Below are 2,814 nucleotides of genomic sequence, written 5' to 3'. Positions count from 1 at the left end.
GGGGTCCAGACTGGCCAGCGCCAGCATGCAGCCGGCCATCAGCAGGTTCGCGGCCTGCATCCAGCGCCGGTGCCCGCGCCAGGCGTCCACCGCCGGCGCCCACAGAAACTTCAGCGTCCAGGCCAGCCCCAGCAGGCTGAGCACGCCGATCTGGCGCAGATCGACGCCGGCCTGGCGAAAATGCACCGGCAACAGGTCCAGGAAGATACCCAGCGGCAGCCCCTGGGCGAAGTACAGCGCACCCACCCACAACAGGCGCCGGCGCAGCGGCGCCGGCAGCGTCCACAGGCGACCGTTCACCGGCGCCCCGTCAACCCGCCGCATCGGCGGGCGGTGGCGCGAACCAGGCCAGCGTGTCGTGCAGCGACACCACCCCGCCGACGATGATCAGCGCCGGGCCGGGCAAGTGCCGGGCGGCCTGCGGCAGCCCGGCCAGCGTGTCGGTGACCACCTGCTGGCGCAGGGTGGTGCCCTCGGCCACCACCGCCGCCGGCGTGGTCGGCGCCTTGCCGTGGGCGATCAGCGCCGCGCAGATGGCTTCGATGGCGCCCAGCCCCATGTAGACCACCAGCGTGCCGCCAAGCGCCACCAACTGCTGCCACGGCAGTTCGACGCCACCGTCCTTCAGATGGCCGGTCACGAACACGCACAGCTGCGCGTGGTCACGATGCGTCAGCGGAATGCCGGCATAGGCGGCGCAGCCGCTGGCGGCGGTCACGCCCGGCACCACCTGGAACGGAATGCCCTCGGCCGCCAGGGTGGCGATTTCCTCGCCGCCGCGGCCGAAGGTGAACGGATCGCCGCCCTTCAGGCGCAGCACCCGCTTGCCGTCCCTGGCCAGACGCACCAACAGCGCGTTGATGTCCTCCTGCGGCAGGGTGTGCTCACTGGCGCGCTTGCCGGCGTCGATACGCTCCGCCTCGCGCCGCGCCATGTCGAGAATTTCCGGCGCCACCAGGCGGTCGTAGACAATGACGTCGGCCTGCTGCAGCAGGCGCAGCGCGCGAAACGTCAGCAGGTCAGGGTCGCCCGGCCCGGCACCGACCAGGTACACCTCGCCGACACCGCCGGCCGCACCGCGCTCGATGAGCCGATCCAGCAACTGGCGGGCGCGCACGTCCTGCCCGGACAGCGCCAGTTCGGCCACCGGGCCCTGCAGGGCGTCGTCCCAGAAACGCCGCCGCGCCACCGGGTCGTCGATGCGTGCGCGCACCGTGCCGCGCACGCTGCCGGCCAGCTGCGCCAGCCGGCCATAGGCCGCCGGGATCAGTGTTTCCAGGCGCGCGCGCAGCAGGCGGGTGAGCACCGGCGCCCGGCCGCCGGAACTCACCGCCGCGATCACCGGCGAACGGTCCACCACCGCCGGCATGATGAAACTGCACAGGTCCGGCGTGTCGACCACGTTCACCGGCAGGCCGCGGGCGCGCGCCTGCGCCGCCACCTCGGCATTGACCGCCGCATCGTCCGTGGCGGCGATGGCCAGCGTCATGCCCGCGAGGTCATCCGGCGCGAAGGCACGCTCCCGCAGATCGACCGGTCCTGCCAGCTCGCGCAGCTCGTCGCCGATCTGCGGCGCCACCACCACGCCGCGCGCCCCGGCGCGCAACAACAATGACAACTTGCGCGCCGCCACCGCACCGCCCCCCACCACCAGGCAGGAGCGTCCACGCACATCAAGAAATATGGGCAGGTAGTCCAAAACCGCCTCCTGAAACACGGGCAGCCGCGGCTGCCGCCGGCGTCAACACCCCCCACGCCAGCAACCCGCCCGCGCGTGCCCTGTCACCCACCGTCAACATACCCTGCAAGAACGCCGCCCACGGGCCACGCACCACCGACGGTGCCCACCACGACGTCAGCGCCACCGCCGGCCCGAAACGAACACAGCCGTCACCCAACACGCGACCGCCACACGTCCTGCCTGCCCGGCCAGCGGCGAAAAACGCTCGTGTATAGTCCGGCGCCTGAACCAAACAAGGACAAGAGGAGCACCGTCATGGATCTTGGCTTGGCTGGAAAAGTGGTCGTCATCACCGGCGCCAGTCAGGGAATCGGCCGCGCCAGCGCCCTCACCTTCGCCGGCGAGGGCGCCCGCCTGCTGCTGGCGGCGCGCGGCGCGGATGGTCTCACGGCTGTCGCCACGGCGGCCAGCGAAGCCGGCGCGCCGGAGGTCGCCAGCGTGCCCTGCGACGTGACCCTGGATGCCGACGTCGACCGGCTCATTGACACGGCCATGGAACGCTTCGGTCGCGTCGACGTGCTGGTCAACAACGCGGCCGGAAAACTGCCGGCCGGTGACTTCGCCGACATCGACAACACCGACTGGCTGAGCGGCTGGAACCAGAAGCTGCAGTGCCACATCCGTGCCTGCCGGGCGGTCTACCCGGTGATGCGCGCGCAAAAGAGCGGCGTCATCGTCAACGTGCTCGGCACCGCCGCCCGCAACCCCAAGGCGTCCTACATGCCGGTCGGCATCAGCAACGCGGCGCTGTACAACTTCACCAAGAGCTTCGCCGACCTGTGCGCGCCGCAGGGCATCCGTGTGGTCGGTGTCGGCCCGTCCGGCGTGACCACCGACCGCTGGACCCGTCTGGTCGCCGCCCGCGCGCCGGCGGAGGGCAAGACCCCGGAACAGCTGCAGGCGGAGATCGACGCCACCCTGCCGCTGGGCCGCATGGCGCACCCGCAGGACGTGGCCGACGCCATCTGCTTTGCCGCCTCGACACGCGCCAGCTACATCTGCGGCTCGGTCATCTGCGTCGACGGCAACAGCACACAGGGCGTCTACCTGTAGGCGCCCCGGCGCCGTGGGGG

General features: G+C 71.6%; 2 protein-coding genes and 1 pseudogene. 1 reads left to right on the top strand and 2 read right to left on the bottom strand.

The window, feature by feature from the left end:
* Both ABYX71_RS11395 and cysG read right to left on the bottom strand, forming a co-directional pair.
* A pseudogene (locus ABYX71_RS11395) lies at positions 1-300 on the bottom strand (MFS transporter); the annotation flags it as partial.
* Between the two features lie 10 nt (positions 301-310).
* Positions 311-1,699: a siroheme synthase CysG gene (gene cysG, locus ABYX71_RS11390; RefSeq protein WP_372696614.1), complete on the bottom strand. Its 1,389-nt coding sequence runs from the start codon at positions 1,697-1,699 to the stop codon at positions 311-313.
* A 297-nt stretch (positions 1,700-1,996) separates the two neighbouring features.
* Between cysG and ABYX71_RS11385 the strand changes: the two genes are divergently transcribed.
* Positions 1,997-2,794: an SDR family oxidoreductase gene (locus tag ABYX71_RS11385; RefSeq protein WP_372696613.1), complete on the top strand. Its 798-nt coding sequence runs from the start codon at positions 1,997-1,999 to the stop codon at positions 2,792-2,794.
* Positions 2,795-2,814 lie beyond the last annotated feature (20 nt).

Source organism: Immundisolibacter sp. (genome assembly GCF_041625615.1).
In the GTDB taxonomy this organism is placed as follows: Bacteria; Pseudomonadota; Gammaproteobacteria; order Immundisolibacterales; family Immundisolibacteraceae; genus Immundisolibacter.
The sequence above is the reverse complement of the archived record's forward strand: the minus strand, read 5'-3'. Positions and strand labels throughout refer to the sequence as shown.